Raw genomic sequence first — 18,393 nt, 5'->3', positions numbered from 1 at the left:
GCCGGGCCAGGGTGTCATGCAAGCTCCGCCTCGACCCGATCCCGGCCGCCCTGCTTGGCCGCATACACCCCCGCATCCGCCCGCAGCAACAGCGCATCGGCCCCCTCCCCGTCGCGCCAGCCTGCCACCCCGAAGCTCGCCGTCACCCGCCCGACACCCTCGATCGGCACATTGCGCACGCCCTGCCACAGCTCCAGCGCCAGCAACCGCGCCTGCTCGGCATTGCTGCCCGGGCACAGCACCATGAACTCCTCGCCGCCCAACCGGCAGAACACATCGGTGCGCCGCAAACGCTGGCTGATTCGCTGGCACAGGCTGCGCAGCACCAGGTCGCCCACCGCGTGGCCGAACTGGTCGTTGATCCGTTTGAAGTGGTCGATATCGAGCATGATCACCGCCAGATCCAGCCCGTCTCGCTGGGCTCGGTCGAGCTCATTGCGCAGGCGCTCCTGGAAATAGCGGCGGTTGTGAATACCGGTGAGGGAATCGGTGATCGACAAGGCGCGCAGCTCCTCCTCCACCCGCTTCAGGTCGGAGATATCGGTCAGGTAGCCATGCCAGAGGGTGCAACCGTGGTCGCCGATTTCCGGCGTTGCCTCGCCGCGCACCCAGCGCAGGCCGGCCCGGGGCAGGCATACCCGGTACTCCTCGCGCCAGGGTGTCAGGTGCTCGGCGGAATACCGCACCGAACGCCGCACTCGCTCCAGATCATCTGGGTGGATACGCTCGAACACCACCGTGGCGTCCTGCTGCAGCAGCGCCAGGTCGACTTCGTAGATGTCGTGCAGGCCTTGGCTGGCATACGGGAAACACGAGCGCCCGTCGGCATCCAGGCGGTACTGGTAGATGCCGCCGGGCACCTCGGCACTGAGCTTCTCCAGTAATCGATCGCGCGCTGCCAGCGCCTCGTGCACTCGACGCCGCTCGGTGACGTCGATGCAGATTGCCAGGTAGCCCACCCACAGCCCCTGCTCATCGAGTACCGCGGTCACCAGCATATTGGCCAGCAAGTGGCTGCCATCCTTGCGCACCAGGGTCCATTCGCCGGGCTCCGCGCCGCCCTCCTGCACGGTCTCGGCGAACATCGCCTGGCCCGCGCCCACCTCGCGCCCATAGCGCAGGCTCAGGGCATGGGCGCGACGATGCAGCTCTTCGGGCTGCACCAGGTCCTCGAGGGTAAGCACGCCCAGCGCTTCCTCGGCCGTATAGCCAAGCAGGCGTTCGGCACCAGCATTGAAGGTACCGATCACACCCTTGAGGCTGGTGGCGATGATCGCCACCTGAGTCGCGGCGTCGAGCACACTGCGCAGCTGGTTGTGGGTTTCACGCAACGACTGTTCGCTGATGCGCAGCTCGGTGGTACGCCGGGCCACCAGATCCAGGGCACGCTGGCGCTGGCTGAACAGGCTGTACAGCAAGGTCGCCAGCAGCAGGCTGAGCAAACCGCCGAGCAGACCGACCACCTGCACCGCCGCCGACCGGTTGGCGGCCATGAAGCCCACGCTGGGGCGGATGTCGAGCTGGTAGTGGTGATCGGCCAGGTGCAGCAGGTGGGTGCTGGCCAGGGCCATGCGCGCCATCTGGTTGCCAGAATCGAACAGCACCTCATGCCCAGCGTCGGTGGACAGGTCGAGGATCCGCACCACCAGGTTGTCGTCCGCCACCGTCGGCAAGCTCTCGACGATCAACTGCCGCAGGCTGAGCAGCGCCATGACATAGCCGCTGGGCGGGCTACCGGCCGGCGCCGATTCGGCGAACACCGGCGCCACCATCAGCAGGCCACGGCTGTAGGCCGGATCGACGCTGAGCATGTCCAGCGGCTCGGACACCGCCATGCTGCCGGGGACCATGGCCCTGGCCAGGGTCGCCGCGCGTTTCGGCTGGCCAAGCAGGTCCAGGCCGTAGGGCTGTCCCTGCTGGCTGGAAGCCTGGTTGTACAGCACCGGGTAGTAGTGGTCGCGCGCGGGGGCCGCCTGCCAGCCGCCTTGCGCGCCCTGGTCACGGATCTGGTAGCGCTGCGCCAGCAATTCGCTGGCGCGCTGCTCGAAGGCTTCACGCTGCCCTGCTTCCACCCGCGGCGCCCAGGAATAGGCCTGGGTGCGGTGCAGCAGCGGGCGGGCATAGCCGTCGAACTCGCGGGGAGTGATTTCGTTGGAGAAGTCGAAGAACCGGCGCAGGCCATCCAGGCGCTGCTCCTGTTCCTGGAAGCGCTCGGCGATGCGGCTGTAGCGCTCGCCGGCCAGCAGTTCGAAGCGTTGGCGCAACTGCTGCTTGTAGAAGCTCTGGGTGGCAATGGCCAAGGCAGCCGTGAGCAGGCCGCCGGCGACCAGCGCCGCCAGGGCCACGCCCCAGGCCGATAGCTCGTCACCGAGCAGGCCAAACCACTTCGCAGGTACACCCGCATTCGCCATAAAGGACTCTCGACAACATCAGCGTCCTGCGAATGTATTAACCCTTAAGTGCTTTATAGCCACTGGCCAGCAGTCGCGCAATGTACCTCATCGTCTCAGCGCAGACGCAGTTGCCAGGCGCGGTGGATGCGGTTGTTGCGGGCGAAGTCCGGGTCCAGGGTCTGGGCGCTGATTTCCTCCACCGCATAACGCGTCGCCAGGTGCTCGTCGAGCTGGAACTTGCGGAAGTTGTTGGAGAAATACAGCACGCCGCCCGGCGCCAGGCGAGCCATGGCCAGGTCCAGCAGCTCGACATGGTCACGCTGCACGTCGAACACACCTTCCATGCGCTTGGAGTTGGAGAAGGTCGGCGGGTCGATGAAGATCATGTCGTAGCTGTCCGTCGCGCTCTGCAGCCAGGCCATGACATCGCCCTGCTCCAGGCGGTTGCGCTCGGAGAAGCCGTTCAGCGACAGGTTGCGCCGCGCCCAGTCCAGGTAGGTTTTCGACAGGTCGACGCTGGTGGTGCTGCGCGCGCCGCCCTTGGCCGCGTGCACGGTGGCCGTGGCGGTGTAGCAGAACAGGTTGAGGAAGCGCTTGCCTTCGGCCTCGCGCTGGATGCGCATGCGCATCGGGCGGTGGTCGAGGAACAGGCCGGTGTCCAGGTAGTCGGTGAGGTTGACCAGCAGCTTGACGCCGCCTTCGCTGACTTCCTGGAAGCGACCTTCGGTGGCCTGGCGCTCGTACTGGCGCGTGCCGCTCTGGCGCTCGCGGCGCTTGAGCACCACGCGCTGCTGATCGACACCCAGCGCCTGGGGAATGGCCGCCAGGGCATCGAGCAGGCGCGCCTGGGCCTTGTCCGGGTCGATGGAACGCGGTGCGGCGTATTCCTGCACATGCACCCAGTCGTGGTACAGGTCGACCGCCACGGCGTACTCGGGCATGTCGGCATCGTAGACCCGGTAGCAGTCGACTTTTTCACGGCGGGCCCATTTGCCCAGCTGCTTGAAGTTCTTCTGCAGGCGGTTGGCGAACATCTGCGCGCCTTCGGACAGGCGTGCCGGCTCGCTGGCCTGCGCCGCCGGGCGACGCTCCTGGCCCTCTTCAGCCTGGGCCTGGCGCCGTTCGCCGGTGACGAACTGGTCGGGCTGCAACTTGAACAGCAGCAGTTTGCAAGGCAATGCGCCGTTCCAGAACGCGTATTGCTTGTGGCTACGGATACCCATGCGCTTGCCCAGCTCGGGCGCGCCGGTGAACACCGCCGCTTCCCAGCCCATGCAGGCCTGGCGCAGGCGCTCGCCCAGGTTCTGGTAGAGATACAGCAGGCTGGCTTCATCACCCAGCCGCTCGCCATAGGGCGGGTTGCTGATCACCAGGCCTTTCTGGTTCTGGTCCGGGCGCGGCTCGAAACTGGCCACCTCGCCCTGGTAGATCTTCACCCAGTCACCCAGGCCTGCGCGCTCGACGTTGTTGCGCCCCGGCTGGATCAGCCGCGGGTCGGCTTCGTAACCGCGAATCCACAGCGGCGGCTTGGCCAGGCCGGCCTGGGCACGGGCCTGGGCCTCTTCGTGCAGCTTGCGCCACAGCGCCGGCACATGGCCGAGCCAGGCGCTGAAACCCCAGCGCTCGCGCTTGAGGTTAGGGGCCATGTCGGCGGCGATCATGGCCGCCTCGACCAGGAAGGTGCCCACACCGCACATCGGGTCGGCCAGGGCGCCGCCCTGGGCGGCAATGCGCGGCCAGCCGGCGCGGATCAACACCGCCGCCGCCAGGTTTTCCTTGAGCGGCGCCGCGCCTTGCTGCAGGCGGTAGCCGCGCTGGTGCAGGCTGTGGCCGGACAGGTCGAGGGAGAGGATCGCCTCGCCACGGTCCAGGCGCAGGTGCACGCGCACATCCGGATCGATTTTTTCCACCGACGGGCGCAGGCCTTCACGGTTGCGCAGCTTGTCGACGATCGCATCCTTGACCTTCAGCGCGCCGAAGTGGGTGTTGTCGATGCCCGAGCCATGGCCGCTGAACTCCACCGCCAAGGTGCCATCGGCTGCCAGGTGGTCGGCCCAATCCACCGCGTTGACCCCGTCATAGAGGTCATCGGCGTTCTTCATCGGGAAGCGCTTGAGCACCAGCAGCACGCGGTTGGCCAGGCGCGACCAGAGGCACAGGCGGTAGGCGGTTTCCATGTCGGCCTCGCCGCGGATGGCCGAGGTGTGCTCACGCACCTCGGTCAGGCCCAGCTCCCGGGCCTCTTCGACGAGCAGGCCTTCGAGGCCCTTGGGGCAGGTGAGATAAAGTTCGATACGGTCCGACATGGGTAATCCAGAGCCTTTGGCTAAGTAGATGGCAGCCGACGCATCGGCCTGCCGAGGTTTTCCCGCACGCCCTTTCAGCAGGCGCCCGGGTGGCCCGCGAGCAGTCTCGCCAGGCCTGGCCGCCCGACGCAACCTGCCATCGCCGGGTGGCGAAAAAGGCTTTGATCGTCGAGCAGTATGAAAATTCGCGCACTGCGGGCCCAGATGTGACCCTTCGTCGCATTACCAATTATTACAGGCCATCGACCAGACACGCTGGCCAATTGACGTCAAAGCTGACTAAACCCTGATCATAGCGGGCCCAACGGCAAACAAGGTTGAGTCGCATTTATTTACTTATCCTTTCACCCTCGGAAAGGTTACGTCCTTATGACAAAACGATCATTCACACTGTGACTCGCATTCGTTAGAACTGATCTCAGGTCGCTTCGCAACGGGGCGACACCTTCAGCCCGCCACGCCGGCAGCGGGCGCACACCGGCAGAACGATTCTGCCCGGCCTCGTAGAGGCCGACGGGACATTACAGTCAACAAGTGAGGGCAACACCCTATGAGAAGACTTAAGCGTGATCCGTTGGAAAGAGCATTTTCACGTGGCTACCAGTATGGGGTCACCGGCAAATCCCGCGAACTTTGCCCATTTACTCTACCTTCCGTACGCCAAGCCTGGATCAACGGCTGGCGCGAAGGACGCGGCGATAACTGGGACGGCATGACCGGCACCGCTGGCATCCATAGACTCAACGAAAATCACGCCGTTGGCTGATCGAGGACACTGAATTCGAGTTACCATGCGCGCCCCATCCGGGCGGCGGGCTACGGCCCAGGGGGCCCCATGCGGGGCCCCTTTTTTATGGCCGCTTATTGCCGAGGCATGGCCGCGATGGCATCCACCGCCTCGCGGATCAGCGCCGGGCCCTTGTAGATGAAGCCCGAGTAAATCTGCACCAGGCTTGCACCGGCAGCGATCTTCTCAGCCGCGTGACGGCCTTCGGTAATGCCACCGGCGGCGATGATCGGCAGCTTGCCACCCAGCTCACCCGCCAGCACTTTCACTGTGTGGGTGCTCTTTTCCAGCACCGGCGCGCCCGACAGGCCGCCTGCCTCGCCACCGAACGGCAGCCCTTCGACACCCTCACGGCCCAGGGTGGTGTTGGTGGCGATCACTGCGTCCATCCCCGATTCCATCAGCGCAGCAGCCACCAGCGCGGTTTCTTCATCGCTCATGTCCGGGGCGATCTTGATCGCCAGTGGCACGCGCTTGCCGTTGCTCACCGCCAACTGCTCACGGCGCTCGGCCAGGGCATCGAGCAACTGCTTGAGCGAATCACCGAACTGCAGCGAACGCAGGCCCGGGGTGTTCGGCGAGCTGACGTTGACGGTGATGTAGCTGGCGTCGTTGTAGACCTTCTCCAGGCAGATCAGGTAATCGTCCTGAGCCCGCTCGACCGGAGTGTCGAAATTCTTGCCGATGTTGATGCCCAACACGCCGGTGTAGCGTGCGGCCCGCACCCGCGCCAGCAGGTGGTCGACGCCCATGTTGTTGAAGCCCATGCGGTTGATGATCGCGGTGGCTTCCGGCAGGCGGAACAGGCGTGGCTTGGGGTTGCCCGGCTGCGGGCGCGGGGTGATGGTGCCGATTTCGACGAAACCGAAGCCCAGCTGGGCGAAACCGTCGATGGCCGCGCCATTCTTGTCCAGGCCAGCGGCCAGGCCCACCGGGTTGGCGAAGTTCAAGCCCATGACGCTCACCGGCAACGCCGCCGGCTGCTTGCACAGCAGGCCGTTGAGGCCAAGGCGGCCACCGGCACCGATCAGGTCCAGCGACAGGTCGTGGGAGGTTTCCGGGGAGAGCTTGAACAGCAGCTGGCGGGCCAGGGTATACATGGGCGGGCGGACTCGCGGTGTGTGAGGGGTGCGATTATAGCCAGCGCATCGCCGGGGCGACAGGGCCATGGCACATGGGTTGCTTCAACAACCCCATGCAGCCCCCGCAGAACGCCCGAGGATCCACGTGAATACAGCTCCCCCGACATCGCCACTGGCCTGGGTCAACGGCAGCGACGCACCGGAAAAGCCCAGCCTGAACATCGGTTTCATGGCCCTGAGTGATTGCGCTTCGGTGGTGGTCGCTGCCACCCAGGGCTTCGCCCAGCAACAGGGCCTTACCCTCAACCTGCAGCGCCAGGCCTCCTGGGCCGGGCTGCGCGACAGGCTGGTCAGTGGCGAACTGGACGCTGCGCACTGCCTGTACGGCCTGGTCTACGCCGTGCAGTTGGGCGTGGGCGGCGGGCCGGCCAGTGACATGGCGGTGCTCATGGGCCTGAACCAGAACGCCCAGGCCATCAACCTGTCCGCGGCCTTGCAGCGCAAGGGCGTGACCAACCCCGAGGCACTGGCGCGGCTGGCGCACCAGGGCGGTGCACGCCTGACCTTCGCCCAGACCTTCCCCACCGGTACCCACGCCATGTGGCTGTATTACTGGCTGGCCAGCCAGGGCATCCACCCCTTGCATGACGTCAACAGCGTGGTGGTGCCGCCGGCACAGATGGTCGCCCACTTGCAGGCCGGGCGCATCGATGGCTTTTGCGTCGGCGAGCCGTGGTCGGCCGAGGCCATCGCCCAGGGGCAGGGTTTCACCCTCGCCACCAGCCAGTCGATCTGGCCGGACCACCCGGAAAAGGTCCTGGCCTGCGCGCGCAGTTTCGCCGAGCAATACCCCAACAGCGCTCGCGCCCTGGTCAAGGCGATCCTCGCCGCCAGCCGCTTCATCGAAAGCAGCGCCGAGAACCGTCGCGGCGCCGCTCAGTTGCTCAGTGGCAGCGCCTACCTGGACACCCCGGCCAGCAGCATCGAGCCACGCCTGCTGGGCGATTACCAGGACGGCCTGGGCAACCGCTGGCAAGACCGCCATGCCCTGCGCCTGTTCGACCAGGGCCGGGCCAACCTGCCCTACCTGTCCGACGGCATGTGGTTCATGACCCAGTTCCGCCGCTGGGGCATCCTGCGCGACGACCCGGACTACCTCGCCGTGGCGCGTCAGGTCCAGCAACTGGCGCTGTACCGTGAGGCCGCCGACGCACTGGGCGTGCCCTGCGCCGACCTGCCGATGCGCAGCAGCCAGCTGATCGACGGTAGCCGCTGGGACGGCAGCGATCCGTATGGCTACGCGCGCAGCTTCAACCTGCACGCCCTGGACGCGGCGCCCGACGCCCGCGTCGGCCTGTGAGGAGCCGACCATGCTGCGCATCCTACTGATCGACGATACCGAAAAGAAAGTCGGCCGCCTCAAGGCCGCATTGGTCGAGGCCGGCTTCGAGGTGATCGAAGCCCCTGGCCTGACCATCGACCTGCCGGCCTGCGTCGAAACGGTGCACCCCGACGTGGTGCTGATCGATACCGAGTCACCGGGCCGTGATGTGATGGAGCAAGTGGTGCTGGTCAGCCGCGACCGGCCCCGCCCCATCGTGCTGTTCACCGACGAACACGACCCGGGGGTGATGCGCCAGGCGATCCAGGCCGGGGTCAGCGCCTACATCGTCGAAGGCATCCATGCCGCGCGCCTGCAGCCGATCCTCGACGTGGCCATGGCCCGCTTCGAAAGCGACCAGGCGCTCAAGGCCCAGCTGCTGGCCCGCGACCTGCAGCTGGCCGAGCGCAAGCGCATCGAGCAGGCCAAGGGCTTGCTGATGAAGATGAAAGACTGCAACGAAGAGCAGGCCTACACCCTGATGCGGCGCCAGGCCATGAGCCGCCAGCAGAAGCTGATCCAGGTGGCCGAACAGATCATCGCCATGTCGGAGATGCTGGGCTGAAGGCCAGCCCTGCCTGTGGGAGCGGGTTTACCCGCGAAGATGACACCTCGGTGCTTGGCACGGGCTATGCCCGTGTTCGCGGGTGAATCGCAGCGGCGAACCGCCGCTCCCACAGGGATCGCCCAGTTGTTTGAATGGCGAGCAAGACAGTTGCTCCCAGACCCCCATAAAAACCGGCAGGCAACATTGGCCCGCCTCTTGCTCAGTCAAATCCAGGTAGCCAACGGCGGTTGCCCCCATACCACGACAAAGACGTCGCTTCCCCCTCCACGCCAGTGGACCGGGCAGCGGCGTCTTTTTCGTTTCCGCCCCTGTGTTGCACGCCGAACGAGGTGTTCGATGAATACGAGCTTCTGGAAATCCGGGCATGTGCCCACCCTGTTCGCTGCCTTCCTGTATTTCGACCTGAGCTTCATGGTCTGGTACCTGCTCGGCCCCATGGCGGTGCAGATCGCCACCGACCTGCAACTGAGCGCCCAGCAACGCGGCCTGATGGTTGCCACGCCAATCCTTGCCGGTGCGCTGCTGCGCTTCGCCATGGGCCTGCTGGTCGATCGCCTGTCGCCCAAGACCGCCGGCCTGATCGGCCAGGTGGTGGTGATCGTCGCCCTGGCCTGCGCCTGGCACCTGGGCGTGCACAGCTTCGAGCAGGTGCTGCTGCTGGGCGTGTTCCTCGGCGTTGCCGGCGCCTCGTTCGCCGTTTCGCTGCCCCTGGCGTCGCAGTGGTACCCACCCCAGCACCAGGGCAAGGCCATGGGCATCGCCGGTGCCGGCAACTCCGGCACCGTGTTCGCCGCGCTGCTGGCGCCGGTGCTGGCCGCGGCCTACGGCTGGAACAACGTGTTCGGTTTCGCCCTGCTGCCGCTGTTGCTGACCCTGGTGCTGTTCGCCCTGCTGGCCCGCAACGCCCCCGCACGGCCAAAACCCAAGGCCATGGCCGATTACCTCAAAGCGCTGGGTGACCGCGACAGCTGGTGGTTCATGTTCTTCTACAGCGTAACCTTCGGCGGCTTCATCGGCCTGGCCAGCACCCTGCCCGGCTACTTCAACGACCAGTACGGCCTGAGCCCGGTGACCGCCGGCTACTACACCGCGGCCTGCGTGTTCGCCGGCAGCCTGATGCGCCCGCTGGGCGGCGCCCTGGCCGACCGCTTCGGTGGCATCCGCACCCTGCTGGGCATGTACAGCGTGGCCGCGGTGTGCATTGCCGCAGTCGGCTTCAACCTGCCCAGCGCCGCAGCGGCACTGGCCCTGTTCGTCAGCGCCATGCTCGGGTTGGGCGCCGGCAATGGCGCGGTGTTCCAGCTGGTGCCGCAGCGCTTTCGCCAAGAGATCGGGGTGATGACCGGGTTGATCGGCATGGCCGGCGGTATCGGCGGTTTCCTCCTGGCCGCAGGCCTGGGCACCGTCAAGCAACACACCGGCGACTACCAGATGGGCCTGTGGCTGTTCGCCAGCCTGGGCCTGCTCGCCTGGTTCGGCCTGCACGGCGTCAAGCAGCGCTGGCGCACCACCTGGGGCTCGGCGGCAGTCACTGCAGCGCGGGTCTGAGTGGCCGCCATGAACCTGCAACTGAGCTTCGCCCAGGCCTCTGCCACCGGGCCCCGCGCAGAGAACCAGGACGCTCTGCGCCTGGTCACGCCAGCACCGGAACTGGCCGCCAGCAAAGGCTATCTGTTCGCCCTCGCCGACGGTGTCAGCCAGTGCGCCGATGGCGGCCTGGCGGCACGCGCCAGCCTGCAGGCCCTGGCCCTGGACTACTACGCCACGCCCGCCACCTGGGGCGTGGCCCAGGCCCTGGACCGGCTGTTGCTGGCCCAGAACCGCTGGCTGCGCGCCCAGGGCAACGGCCAGCCGCTGCTGACCACCCTCAGCGCCCTGGTGCTGCGCGGGCGCCGCTTCACCCTCGCCCACGTCGGCGACTGCCGCGTCTACCGCTGGCACGAGGGCCAGTTGCACTGCCTGAGCGAGGACCATGTCTGGGACCAGCCCGGCATGCAGCACGTACTCAAGCGCGCGTTGGGGCTGGACCAGCACCTGCTGGTCGACTACCTGGACGGCGAGTTGCACCACGGCGAACGCTTCCTGCTGCTCAGCGATGGTGTCTGGGCCAGCCTGGGCGACCAGCGGATCCAGGCCATCCTGCGCGAACACCCCGACCTGCAGGACGCCGTCGACACCCTGGTGGCCACCGCCCACCACAGCGGCAGCCAGGACAATGCCAGCGCACTGCTGGTCAGTATCGACGAGCTGGGCGCCGCCAACCTCGGCGACACCCTGGCGCAATTGCAGCAGTGGCCCTTGCCCGGCCCGTTGCGTGACGGGCAGATGATCGATGGTTGGCGGGTCGAGGGGTTGCTGGCACAGAGTCGGCAATCATTGCTGTACCGGGTACAGGACACACACGGCCAGGCCTGGCTGCTCAAGACCCTGCCGCAAGCCCGTGATCATGAAGCGGGGGCCGCCCAGGCCTTGCTGCTGGAGGAATGGTTCCTGCGCCGGGTCGCCGGCCGCCACTTCCCCGAGGTGCACCCGGCGGGCCAGCGCCAGCATCTGTATTACCTGATGCGCGAATACCCAGGCACCACACTGGCCGCAATGCTTGCAGAGCACGGCCCGCTGCCCCTGCCCCAGTGGCTGGAGATGGCGCGCCAGTTGCTGCAGGCCGTCGGTGTGCTGCACCGGCGCAACCTGCTGCACCGCGATATCAAGCCTGAGAACCTGCACCTGGGCAGTGACGGCCAGCTACGTCTGCTGGACTTTGGCCTGGCTTACTGCCCGGGCCTTTGCGAAGACCAGCCGCACAGCCTGCCTGGCACTCCGTCCTACATCGCCCCAGAGGCGTTCGATGGCCAACCGCCGAGCCCGCGCCAGGACCTCTACGCCGTGGGCGTGACGCTCTATTACCTGCTGACGGGCCATTACCCCTACGGCGAAGTCGAGGCATTCCAGCGCCCGCGCTTCACCGTACCGGTCAACCCCGGCCGCTACCGCCCCGACCTGCCCGATTGGTTGCAACGCAACCTGGAGCAGGGGCTGGCCGCTGATCCCGCGCAACGTTTCGAGACCGCCGAGCAGTGGCTATTGCTGCTCGAACGCGGCGACCGCCAGGTGCTGCCCGACCGCCCGCGCCCCCTGTTGGAGCGTGAGCCACTGAAGGTCTGGCGCAGCCTGGCGCTGCTGTCCTTGCTGTTCAACCTGATCCTGCTGTTCGCCCTGTTCAAGGGTTGAATGGCACCTGTCGATGAGGAACACCCGATGAATGCGAAAGTCTGGTTGGTTGGCGCCGGCCCCGGCGACCCCGAACTGCTCACCCTCAAGGCTGTCCGCGCGCTGGGCCAGGCCCAGGTGGTGATGATCGACGACCTGGTCAACCCGGCCATATTGGCGCACTGCCCGCAGGCACGGGTGATTGCCGTGGGCAAGCGCGGCGGTTGCCGCTCCACGCCCCAGGCCTTCATCCAGCGCCTGATGCTGCGCCATGCCCGCCAGGGGCGCTGCGTAGTGCGGCTCAAGGGCGGCGACCCGTGCATCTTCGGCCGCGCCGGCGAAGAGGCGCTGTGGCTGCGCGGCCACGGCATCGAGGTGGAGGTGGTCAACGGCATCACCGCCGGGCTGGCCGGAGCCACCCAGTGCGACATTCCCCTGACGCTGCGCGGCGTCAGCCGTGGCGTGACGCTGTTGACTGCGCACACTCAGGACGACAGCGAACTGAACTGGCAGGCGCTGGCCCAGGGCGGCACGACCCTGGTGCTGTACATGGGCGTGGCGCGGCTGGAGCAGATTCGCCGTGGCCTGCTACAAGGCGGGATGGCGCCCGGCACGCCGGTGGCGATGATCGAGAATGCCTCATTGCCGCAGCAACGCGAGTGCCGCAGCCACCTGGCGGCGCTGGAGGAGGACGCCTTGGCCTTTGGCTTGCGCAGCCCGGCAATTCTGGTGATCGGTGAGGTGGTGGGGGCGGTGCAGGCGGGTATCGAGCGTTTTCGTGCTTTGGCGGGCTGACACGCCCCACAAATCCCAGGCAAAGAAAAACCCGGCCGAGGCCGGGTTTTTCGTGAAGCTTCAAACCAATTACTTGGCCTGGGCTTCTACCTGAGCTTCTACGCGACGGTTAACGGCGCGGCCAGCTTCGGTGGCGTTGTCGGCGACCGGACGGGTCTCACCGTAGCCAACCGAGTCAACACGGCTCGATTCGATGCCGTACTGCTGGGTCAGGACCTGCTTGACAGCGCCAGCACGACGCTCGGACAGCTTCTGGTTGTAAGCGTCTGGGCCGACGGAGTCAGTGTGACCTTCCACGGTGGTGGTGGTCTGTGGGTACTGCTTCATGAAGTCAGCCAGGTTCTTGATGTCGCCGTAGCTGTTAGGCTTGACGACCGACTTGTCGAAGTCGAACTTGACGTCCAGCTCAACGCGAACGACTTCGGCAACAGCCGGGCAGCCATCAGCGTCAACGGTAACGTTGGCTGGGGTGTCAGGGCACTTGTCGACGTTGTCGCAAACGCCGTCGTTGTCGCTGTCGGAGCAGACTTCAGCAACTGGAGCTGGAGCGGCTTCGGCGTGCTTCGGGCTACCGCCGAAGTTCAGGCCGATACCAACGCTCGGGGCCCACTCGGTGTCGCCCTGGTCGATGTTGTACTGAGCTTCAACGCCGGCACGGGCGTAGAACATGTCAGTGATGTACCACTTGGCGCCAGCGCCAACGTTGGCGAAGGTGGACTGGTTACGACCACCACGGCCGGTCTGGCCGAGCGACTGGTGGGAGAAACCGGCCGAAACGTATGGACGGATGGCGTCGTACGGGTTGTTGAAGTGGTACAGAGCGTCCAGGGCGGTGTTCGAGCCCTTGATGTTCTTGCCGTCTTCGCCACGAGCGTTGTGGACTTCGTCGTAGCCCAGACGCAGTTCAACGTCGTCGGTCAGGAAGTAACCAACCGAACCGCCGAACAGGTTGCCGTCGTTCTTGAAGTCGCGCTGGCTGTCGAAGAATTCTTTCTTGTAGAAGCCTTCAACCTCAACGGCGCCTTGACCTTGTGCCAGAGCGCCAAACGAAGTGGCGGCTACAAGCGAACCAATGGCCAAGCCCAAGGTGTTTTTCAATTTCATCCGTTAAATCCCCATCTGGTGATAGTTAAGCAGTCCCACCAACATCCGGGGGACAACTCGACGGCAAGTCTAGCAGAACTCGCCGGTTGGTTAGAGATATTTGAACGCCACTAAGTTTCAGTGAGCCCAGCAAATTTCTCTCTAAGCTTGTCGAGCGCGCGCTTGTAGCGCATTTTCGTGGCGCTCAGGCCCATGTGCATGATGTCGGCGATCTCCTGGAATTCCAGCTCTGCGACAAATCGCAGCACCAGGATTTCCCGGTCGATCGGGTTCACATGCACCAGCCATTTATCCAGCCCGCCTTTCTCTTCTGGTTTCGGAGCCTTGTCCTCGGACGCCTCTTCGACAGGGTCCAGGCTCAAGGCATCCATCAGCCTGCGCTTGCGGCGCTCCTTGCGGTACTGGGTGATGCATTCGTTGTAGGTGATGCTGTAGAGCCAGGTCTTGAACTTGGATTTACCCTCGAAGTTCTTCAGCCCGTACAACACCTTGAGCATCACCTCCTGACAGACATCGTCAGCATCCCGGTCGTTCCCCAGATACCGCGCACACACATTGAACAGCGTGCGCTGGTAGCGCCTCATGAGCTCCTCATAGGCGCGGGTAACGTGAAACAGCTCCTCATGCGAACGCGCCACCAACTCCTCGTCGGTGAGCTCCCGGGGGTCATAGCGCATGGGCGGCAAATGAACTTTATTCAATGCGGATCTGGCCGACAGTCGGGTCAATGTCGCCGCTCAGCCCCAAGGGCCGATTTTCGCGGCGGCATACATTAACAGCTTTTGTGCGGTTAGCGGCTATTTACGCGCTGCTCGAGTAGCTCGCGATTGGACAGCGACACCAGTTCGCCATCATCGGTCAGCAGCGTGGTCTTGACCGTGCCGATCTCTTCGATATGCCCTTCGACCTCTCCAATCCGCACCTGCTGGCCGACCTGATAGAGTTCGCGCACGTAGATTCCAGCAAGAATCTGCCCGGCGATTTCACGGCTGCCGAGGCCCATTGCCAACGCAATTGCCAGACCAACGGTTATCAAACCGATGACGATCACATGGTTGAGCAGGTCGGTCTTGACCTCCAACTGGCTGATCGCCACCGAGATGCTGATGATGATCACCAGGCCCTGGGCAATCCGCCCGACACCGGCGGCGTACTCCAGGCCAATGCCTTCGGCAGCGCCGCGCACCAGGCCGTTGACCAGCTGTGCCAGCAGCACACCGGCCAGCAGCACCAGCGCCGCACCGAACACCTTAGGCAGGTACAGGGCGAGCATGTCCAGCGTTGCCGAGACCCGCTCCAGGCCAAGGGATTCCGCGGCAGATACCAGGAAGATCAACAACACGAACCAGTAGACGATCTTGCCCACCAGCGTCGAAATCGGCACCTGGATCCCCGCCCGGGCAAGGATCTTGGTCAACCCGGTACCGCTCATCAAGCGATCCAGGCCAAGTTTGGCCAGCAGCTTGGACAGCAGTGTGTCGAGCAGCTTCGCCACGACGAAACCAAGCAGCACCACCACCAGCGCCCCGAACAGGTTGGGGATGAAGTTCGCCACCTTGGTCCAAAGGGCAGTCATGGCGGTGACCAGACTCTGGGTCCAGAGATCGAGTTCCATATTCAATCGGCCTTATCTACGTTTCTGCCGGAGGCAGGGTTGCGGGTGGCATTGCGACGCACTGGCGCGACATGCGCCGAGCCATTGTTGACAGCGATCATCAGTGCCTGGCTCCAGCGGCCCAGCAGGCTGAACAGATCGCCCACGCCGACCTGGCGGTTGGCGGTCTTGAGCACGCGACCCAGGCAGGCGGCGTCATCGCGCTCCTGGCCGGAGGGTGACGCCTTGAGCAGGTCACGCAGGGATTCTTCAAACGGATCGTGCATGGGCACCTCGCGCAGTGTCAGTCAAAGACGAGAGCTGCGAGCGATGGGTCACACAGGGATGTGGGACGAATGTTTCAGGATGAGAACAGAACAGGCCCCAGGCCATCTAGACCCACCGCAGCTTGCGGAACAACAGCCACTGCCCCACCGCCAGGCCGAGCACGATCAGGCTGGCGAACAGGAAACCATAAGGGCTGTTAGAGCCCGGTATGCCGCCGACATTGATGCCCAGCAAACCGGTGATGAAGCTCATGGGCAGGAAGATGCAGGTAATGATGCCGAAGCGGTACATGGTCCGGTTCATCCGCTCGCTGCGGCGCCGATCCTCGCTTTCCAGCACCAGGGCAGCGCGCTCGCGGGCCAGTTCCAGCTCTTCGAGATAACGGATCAGGCTGTTGTTGAGCTCGTTCCAGTAGTCGCTGTCGGGGTCGGCGAACCAGCTGCACTTGTTACGCGACAACTGCGCGTAGATATCCCGCTGCGGTGCAAGGAAACGGCGCAGGCCGGCGGCACGTCGACGGATCTGCTGCAGACTGCCCTGCTCAGGCGCATACCGTTCGTCGGCTTCCACCTTCTCTTCTTCGAGATCGACCGCCTCGGACAGGTCGCTGACCAGTGCCTGGACCTTCTCGGTGAGCAACTCGCCCATCAGCAGCAACAGCTCGGACGCCGATTTCGGCCCCCTGCCCTCGTCCAACTGCTGGAGCACCTCGTCGCTGGCGCGCAGCGGCCTCAGGCGCAGCGAGATGACCCGTCGCGCTTCGGCGAAAATGCGCACCGAAACCATGTCCTCAGGCTCGGCACCCGGGTTGAGGTTGACCCCGCGCAGGAACAGCAGCATCTGTTCGTTGGCCAGCTGCAGCAAGCGCGGTCGGGTGTTCTCTTCCAGCAGCAGGTCGCAGGCGAACTCGCTCAGGCCACTGTCGTGCAGCAGCCAGGTGCGGGTTTGCGGATGGCTACGGTCCCAATGCAGCCACAGGCTCTCCAGCGGCTGCAGCTGCAAATCGTCCAGTTCGGTACGGGCTATCGAACGCGCGCCACCTTTGCCATCGAGCACCAGGGCATGCACCAGCCCCCACTGCGCGTTGTCTTCCTCGAACATCAAAGCTCCATCAGCGCGCGCCGCGCGTCACTCGGGCATCTTCAGCGGGCTTGGCGAGACGATGACGCCATTGTTGTCGGCGTACACATATTCGCCCGGGCGGAAGGTCACCCCGGCAAAGGTCACCGCGACGTTGAGATCGCCAATACCACGTTTGTCGGTTTTCATGGGATGGCTGGCCAGGGCCTGCACACCCACATCGGTCTGCACCAGCACGTCGACGTCGCGCACACAGCCGTAGATCACCAGGCCTTCCCAGCCGCTCTTCGCCGCCTTTTCGGCGAGCATGTCGCCCAGCAGCGCACGGCGCAGCGAACCACCGCCATCGACCACCAGCACCTTGCCTTTGCCGTCGAGTTCGACCTGCTCTTTGACCCGCGAGTTGTCCTCGAAGCACTTGATGGTGACGATCTGGCCGCCGAACGAGTCGCGGCCACCGAAGTTGCTGAACATGGGTTCGAGCACCTGGACGAGGTCTGGGTAGGCGTCGCACAGGTCGGGCGTTACGTAATGCTGCATGGGAAACTCCTGTCAGTCACAACGAAAGCGAAGGTGGGATCAAGGCTACACCTTGCAAGGCATGGCAGTCATCCGGGACCGAGCAGTCAGTTTGCTTTTGCCTGCCCCGGCCTCATCGCGGGTAAACCCGCTCCCACAGGAGAGGTGTGAAATCCTGTGGGAGCGGGTTTATCCGCGAAGAGGCCAACGCAGAATCAACTGGCAGGCACCGGCTCCATCACCACCGTCGAGGCATGCACCGGCACCTGCGGATCCCTCAGCCACCGCTCCACCAACGGCCACACCTGGGCCTGCGCCGCCTTGCTGACCAGCATGTCGACGTGCCCGAAGGCATCGAAGCCCTGCTCCTGCCCCAGGCGCAGGAACTGCTTGCTGTCACCGCCCAGCTGATCGAACAGCTTGCGGCAAGCCCACACCGGGTCCTGGAAATCCCCTGCCCCGGCCACGGCCAATACCGGCACATCGACCTCGGCCAGCCCCGCCCACCAGTCGCAATCCTTGTCGCCGAACCGGCCGAACAGGCCATTCCAGCGCAGGCTTTCAAGCGCCAGACCAATCGGCTCGTCTTCCGGGCCACGCTTGAGCCGCGAACCGCTGATCTGGTCAAAACGCTTGAGCAACAGCTTCGCCCCCCACGCCACCGGCGGCACCTTGAGCGGCCAGTACACGCGGCTGACCTGGGCGCCGAAGAAGGCCGCACTGGCCACCTGCGCGCTGGCCAGGTAGCCACCGCCCAGCGCAGCGGCCAGGGTGGTGCCGCCCAGGGAATGGCCCAGCCAGTGCGGCGCCTGCCCAGCCTGCTCCTGGACGAAAGCGCCAATCACCGGCAGGTCATAGCGGGCATAGTCGGCCACACGGTTGTGCTGCCAAGCGCGGTTACGTGGCGACAGGCCATGGCCGCGCATCTCCGGGATCCATACATCGAAACCGGCGCGGGCGAGGTAGGCACCCAGGCCGATGCCCTTGGGTGAGTACCAGAAGCGCCGATTGGAAAAACTGCCGTGCAGGAGAATGACCGGCACGCCCTGGGCACGGCCCTGGTCGGCCAGGCCCAGGCGAGTCACGGCCAGCTCGACGCTCGAATCGGGGCTGTTGCCGGCCTTGATCCGGTAGACGTCTTCGCTGAGGTCGCCGCGGCGCTCGGCACTGAGCAACGCGACGGGGAATTGGGTGCTGCTGCTTTGCATGGCTTCACAAATTCAGTGGATATGAAACGTGGGAGCGGGCTTGGCCCGCGACAGTGACAGGTCGGACGACAGGGTTGTCCT

16 protein-coding genes are annotated in these 18,393 nt (G+C 65.2%); 6 read left to right on the top strand and 10 right to left on the bottom strand.

Translation table 11 applies throughout. From position 1 onward, the window contains the following. Positions 1-14: 14 nt before the first annotated feature. Both ACQ4N9_RS02545 and rlmKL read right to left on the bottom strand, forming a co-directional pair. A complete protein-coding gene (locus ACQ4N9_RS02545) occupies positions 15-2,411 on the bottom strand; it encodes a sensor domain-containing diguanylate cyclase (protein ID WP_390967298.1) in 2,397 nt (798 codons plus the stop codon). Positions 2,412-2,506: 95 nt separating this feature from the next. Next, the gene (gene rlmKL, locus ACQ4N9_RS02540; protein ID WP_390967297.1) at positions 2,507-4,699 is read right to left on the bottom strand and encodes a bifunctional 23S rRNA (guanine(2069)-N(7))-methyltransferase RlmK/23S rRNA (guanine(2445)-N(2))-methyltransferase RlmL; all 2,193 of its coding nucleotides are present in this window, start codon (positions 4,697-4,699) and stop codon (positions 2,507-2,509) included. Positions 4,700-5,249: 550 nt separating this feature from the next. Between rlmKL and rmf the strand changes: the two genes are divergently transcribed. Next, complete coding sequence (gene rmf / locus ACQ4N9_RS02535; RefSeq protein WP_023533691.1) at positions 5,250-5,465, top strand: ribosome modulation factor; 216 nt, start codon at positions 5,250-5,252, stop codon at positions 5,463-5,465. 95 nt (positions 5,466-5,560) lie between these two features. Here the strand turns inward: rmf and ACQ4N9_RS02530 are convergent, their stop codons facing one another. Beyond that, the gene (locus tag ACQ4N9_RS02530) at positions 5,561-6,586 is read right to left on the bottom strand and encodes a quinone-dependent dihydroorotate dehydrogenase (RefSeq protein WP_110991823.1); all 1,026 of its coding nucleotides are present in this window, start codon (positions 6,584-6,586) and stop codon (positions 5,561-5,563) included. A gap of 127 nt (positions 6,587-6,713) precedes the next feature. Between ACQ4N9_RS02530 and ACQ4N9_RS02525 the strand changes: the two genes are divergently transcribed. The 5 genes from ACQ4N9_RS02525 to cobA all read left to right on the top strand — a co-directional run bounded on the left by ACQ4N9_RS02525 (position 6,714) and on the right by cobA (position 12,519). Beyond that, a complete protein-coding gene (locus ACQ4N9_RS02525; RefSeq protein WP_390967296.1) occupies positions 6,714-7,928 on the top strand; it encodes a CmpA/NrtA family ABC transporter substrate-binding protein in 1,215 nt (404 codons plus the stop codon). A 10-nt stretch (positions 7,929-7,938) separates the two neighbouring features. Further along, a complete protein-coding gene (locus ACQ4N9_RS02520; RefSeq protein ID WP_125464952.1) occupies positions 7,939-8,514 on the top strand; it encodes an ANTAR domain-containing response regulator in 576 nt (191 codons plus the stop codon). Positions 8,515-8,853: 339 nt separating this feature from the next. Next, entirely contained in the window at positions 8,854-10,065 is a 1,212-nt protein-coding gene (locus ACQ4N9_RS02515) for a nitrate/nitrite transporter (RefSeq protein ID WP_390967295.1), read from the top strand. Between the two features lie 9 nt (positions 10,066-10,074). After that, on the top strand, positions 10,075-11,745 hold the full coding sequence (locus ACQ4N9_RS02510) for a protein kinase domain-containing protein (RefSeq protein WP_390967294.1): 1,671 nt from the start codon (positions 10,075-10,077) through the stop codon (positions 11,743-11,745). Between the two features lie 27 nt (positions 11,746-11,772). Then, a complete protein-coding gene (gene cobA, locus ACQ4N9_RS02505; protein WP_125859507.1) occupies positions 11,773-12,519 on the top strand; it encodes a uroporphyrinogen-III C-methyltransferase in 747 nt (248 codons plus the stop codon). A 69-nt stretch (positions 12,520-12,588) separates the two neighbouring features. On the opposite strand, the gene ACQ4N9_RS02500 is transcribed toward cobA, so the two are convergent. From ACQ4N9_RS02500 to ACQ4N9_RS02470, 7 genes are all read right to left on the bottom strand, one after another. After that, positions 12,589-13,623: an OmpA family protein gene (locus ACQ4N9_RS02500; RefSeq protein ID WP_110991830.1), complete on the bottom strand. Its 1,035-nt coding sequence runs from the start codon at positions 13,621-13,623 to the stop codon at positions 12,589-12,591. 110 nt (positions 13,624-13,733) lie between these two features. Then, positions 13,734-14,300, bottom strand: coding sequence for an RNA polymerase sigma factor SigX (gene sigX / locus ACQ4N9_RS02495; RefSeq protein ID WP_110991831.1), 567 nt, complete (start codon positions 14,298-14,300; stop codon positions 13,734-13,736). A gap of 113 nt (positions 14,301-14,413) precedes the next feature. Further along, positions 14,414-15,238, bottom strand: a complete 825-nt coding sequence (locus ACQ4N9_RS02490; RefSeq protein ID WP_110991832.1) for a mechanosensitive ion channel family protein — start codon at positions 15,236-15,238, stop codon at positions 14,414-14,416. 2 nt (positions 15,239-15,240) lie between these two features. After that, positions 15,241-15,504, bottom strand: a complete 264-nt coding sequence (locus ACQ4N9_RS02485) for a CrfX protein (RefSeq protein ID WP_110991833.1) — start codon at positions 15,502-15,504, stop codon at positions 15,241-15,243. Between the two features lie 106 nt (positions 15,505-15,610). Beyond that, positions 15,611-16,606, bottom strand: coding sequence for a zinc transporter ZntB (locus tag ACQ4N9_RS02480; protein ID WP_110991834.1), 996 nt, complete (start codon positions 16,604-16,606; stop codon positions 15,611-15,613). 27 nt (positions 16,607-16,633) lie between these two features. Then, on the bottom strand, positions 16,634-17,125 hold the full coding sequence (gene rraA / locus ACQ4N9_RS02475) for a ribonuclease E activity regulator RraA (RefSeq protein ID WP_390967293.1): 492 nt from the start codon (positions 17,123-17,125) through the stop codon (positions 16,634-16,636). 194 nt (positions 17,126-17,319) lie between these two features. Further along, complete coding sequence (locus ACQ4N9_RS02470; RefSeq protein WP_390967292.1) at positions 17,320-18,312, bottom strand: alpha/beta fold hydrolase; 993 nt, start codon at positions 18,310-18,312, stop codon at positions 17,320-17,322. Positions 18,313-18,393 lie beyond the last annotated feature (81 nt).

The organism is Pseudomonas sp. ES1, from assembly GCF_050586605.1.
Taxonomy (GTDB): Bacteria; Pseudomonadota; Gammaproteobacteria; order Pseudomonadales; family Pseudomonadaceae; genus Aquipseudomonas; species Aquipseudomonas sichuanensis.
Note: the sequence above shows the minus strand (reverse complement) of the source record. Positions and strands in the feature narration are given on the sequence as shown.

What these genes read in the sequence shown, in the direction of transcription:
- ACQ4N9_RS02530 (WP_110991823.1), bottom strand. Translation starts at nt 6,586, where the DNA reads ATGTATACCCTGGCCCGCCAGCTGCTGTTCAAGCTCTCCCCGGAAACC.
- ACQ4N9_RS02470 (WP_390967292.1), bottom strand. Translation starts at nt 18,312, where the DNA reads ATGCAAAGCAGCAGCACCCAATTCCCCGTCGCGTTGCTCAGTGCCGAG.
- rlmKL (WP_390967297.1), bottom strand. Translation starts at nt 4,699, where the DNA reads ATGTCGGACCGTATCGAACTTTATCTCACCTGCCCCAAGGGCCTCGAA.
- rraA (WP_390967293.1), bottom strand. Translation starts at nt 17,125, where the DNA reads ATGCAGCATTACGTAACGCCCGACCTGTGCGACGCCTACCCAGACCTC.
- ACQ4N9_RS02500 (WP_110991830.1), bottom strand. Translation starts at nt 13,623, where the DNA reads ATGAAATTGAAAAACACCTTGGGCTTGGCCATTGGTTCGCTTGTAGCC.
- sigX (WP_110991831.1), bottom strand. Translation starts at nt 14,300, where the DNA reads ATGCGCTATGACCCCCGGGAGCTCACCGACGAGGAGTTGGTGGCGCGT.
- ACQ4N9_RS02510 (WP_390967294.1), top strand. Translation starts at nt 10,075, where the DNA reads ATGAACCTGCAACTGAGCTTCGCCCAGGCCTCTGCCACCGGGCCCCGC.
- rmf (WP_023533691.1), top strand. Translation starts at nt 5,250, where the DNA reads ATGAGAAGACTTAAGCGTGATCCGTTGGAAAGAGCATTTTCACGTGGC.
- cobA (WP_125859507.1), top strand. Translation starts at nt 11,773, where the DNA reads ATGAATGCGAAAGTCTGGTTGGTTGGCGCCGGCCCCGGCGACCCCGAA.
- ACQ4N9_RS02485 (WP_110991833.1), bottom strand. Translation starts at nt 15,504, where the DNA reads ATGCACGATCCGTTTGAAGAATCCCTGCGTGACCTGCTCAAGGCGTCA.
- ACQ4N9_RS02515 (WP_390967295.1), top strand. Translation starts at nt 8,854, where the DNA reads ATGAATACGAGCTTCTGGAAATCCGGGCATGTGCCCACCCTGTTCGCT.
- ACQ4N9_RS02490 (WP_110991832.1), bottom strand. Translation starts at nt 15,238, where the DNA reads ATGGAACTCGATCTCTGGACCCAGAGTCTGGTCACCGCCATGACTGCC.
- ACQ4N9_RS02520 (WP_125464952.1), top strand. Translation starts at nt 7,939, where the DNA reads ATGCTGCGCATCCTACTGATCGACGATACCGAAAAGAAAGTCGGCCGC.
- ACQ4N9_RS02545 (WP_390967298.1), bottom strand. Translation starts at nt 2,411, where the DNA reads ATGGCGAATGCGGGTGTACCTGCGAAGTGGTTTGGCCTGCTCGGTGAC.
- ACQ4N9_RS02480 (WP_110991834.1), bottom strand. Translation starts at nt 16,606, where the DNA reads ATGTTCGAGGAAGACAACGCGCAGTGGGGGCTGGTGCATGCCCTGGTG.